Raw genomic sequence first — 2,042 nt, 5'->3', positions numbered from 1 at the left:
GCCCGTCGCGTTCCAGCTGATCGGCGGCAGGCCGAGCGCCGCGCCGCAATCGCGCACCAGCTCGAACAGGCGGGTGGCCGCCGCATCGAGGGGTTTGGGGGGGCGGTTGAAGCCGCCATGGACATGGCAGTGGACATCATGCTCGCGCGATACCGCCGCGATCGCGTCGCGCATCGCGGCTTCGGCGGCCGCCATGGCGTCGGGGGTCGAAGGGCGCATGTTGACGCGCAGGATCGCGCTGTCGGGGACGATATTGTTCGGGCCGCCACCGTCGATCTTCGCCGGATTGACCTTCAGCGTGTCGGACTTCAGCGCGCCGAGCCGCAGCGCGAGATCGGCGGCGGCGAGCAACGCGTTGCGCCCCTCGTGCGGATTGCGCCCGGCGTGCGCGGCGCGGCCGTGGACGACGATCGAGAAATTACCGCTGCCCGGCCGCGCGCCGGCCAGCGTGCCGTCGGGCAGCGCCGGTTCGTACGTCAGCGCCGCGGTCTTGCCCCTGGCGAGTTCGGCGATCAGCCGCGCCGATGCCTGGCTCCCCGTTTCCTCGTCGCTGTTGATCATCACGTCATAGCCGATGCGGCTCGCGAGCGGCGACGCCTCGAGCGCGGTCAGCGCGGCGAGGATCACCGAAATACCCGCCTTCATATCGGCGGTGCCGGGGCCGTTGAGCACACCGTCCTCCAGCCATTTCAACGTCTGGAACGGATGGTCGGCGGCAAACACCGTGTCCATATGCCCGGTCAGCAGCAACTGTACCGGCGCCTCGGGGCGCACCCGGACATGCAGATGATCGCCGCGCTGGATGATGTTGACGGCGCCGGCGCCGTCGACGCTCTCGACCGGGTCGGCGGCGACCAGCCGGACATCGCCGGGAAGCGCCGCGAAGGCATCGGCGAGCAGTCCCGCGACGGTCTTCAATCCCGCGAGATTGCCCGTGCCGCTGTTTACTGCGGCCCATCGTTCGACCTGTGCGAGCATCGGCGCATCGGCGGCGCGTTCGAGGGTCGCATTTTCGGTTGCGGTGATGGATGTCATGTCCCGGCTATAGACGTGCGCGATGCCTTTTGGCGACCCCCGACGTCGTCGCTTCAACCCGCCCCGGCGGTCGGCGAGGGCGGCTGGAGCAACGGCGTATAGCCGCGAAGCTGCAATGCCTTGCGCGGTGAAAGCTCGCTGGCGAGCCGGTCGAGCAACTGTCTGGCCCGGGCCGCCTTGCCTTGCGCAAAGAGCGTCCGCGCCAGTTCGATTCGCGCGCGTTGCCGGACCTCGAGATTGCCGAACGGGTCGAAAAAGGAATCGATCCGCGCCCGGTCCTTGACGCCGTCCCAGCCGAAGGGCCTCGCCGCCGCCGCATCGTTCGCGATCGCTTCGTACCGCCGTGCTGCGTCGGACAGCGTTATCGTGCCCGACAGCACGGCGTGGCGTGTGTGGAACAGCTGCGCTTCGGGCGAGGGCGCCTCGCCTGTGAAATCCGCGAGCACGCGCGCAACCCAGTCCCGGTTCACGACGCCGGTCGCCGCCTGCATGCCGAGCAGGTTGAACGAGAGGATGGCAGCGCGATGCTCGGCCGTCGTTGCGGCGTGCACCGCCCTATCGTCCGGCTGGCCGAGACTGGTGGGCGACACGAGGTCGATCGCCGGATCGGTCTTCAGGATCGCTTCGATGTCGGGCTTGTGGAAATAGCCGACGACGACGACGACGGTTTCACCCTTTCGCTTGTGCGCGATCGCCCGGATGCGCTGCGCCTGCATGAAGGTGCGATAGAGATAGAGACGGCGTGGCAGGTCGCGGTCGGCGCGCGGCGCGGGTTCGCTCGCCCATTTCTGCGGCGGCGCAAGCACCGCCGGGTCTTCGGCGGAAAAAAAGTCCCAATCGAGAATCTTGCGATCGGGAAAGGTCAGGAAACCCTGAAATCCCTGCGCCTTGCGCGTCTCGGGCGGGGCGTCGAGGTCGAGCCCGAACCCCAGCAACTGATCGTCGATCGGCGGCATCCAGTCGATCGGGCAGATTTCGGCTCCGCTCTTTGCGGCCCAGGGGAGGAT

2 protein-coding genes are annotated in these 2,042 nt (G+C 68.2%); both read right to left on the bottom strand.

Annotated features, from left to right (window positions below):
• Positions 1-1,035: hydrolase (locus VGD20_RS00190; RefSeq protein WP_331132516.1), on the bottom strand; the 1,035-nt coding region annotated here is incomplete at its 3' end.
• A 53-nt stretch (positions 1,036-1,088) separates the two neighbouring features.
• Positions 1,089-2,042 (bottom strand): hypothetical protein (locus VGD20_RS00185; RefSeq protein WP_331132515.1); only part of this gene is annotated, 954 nt, incomplete at its 5' end.

The organism is Sphingopyxis sp. (genome assembly GCF_036402335.1).
GTDB lineage: Bacteria > Pseudomonadota > Alphaproteobacteria > Sphingomonadales > Sphingomonadaceae > Sphingopyxis.
Note: the sequence above shows the minus strand (reverse complement) of the source record. Positions and strands in the feature narration are given on the sequence as shown.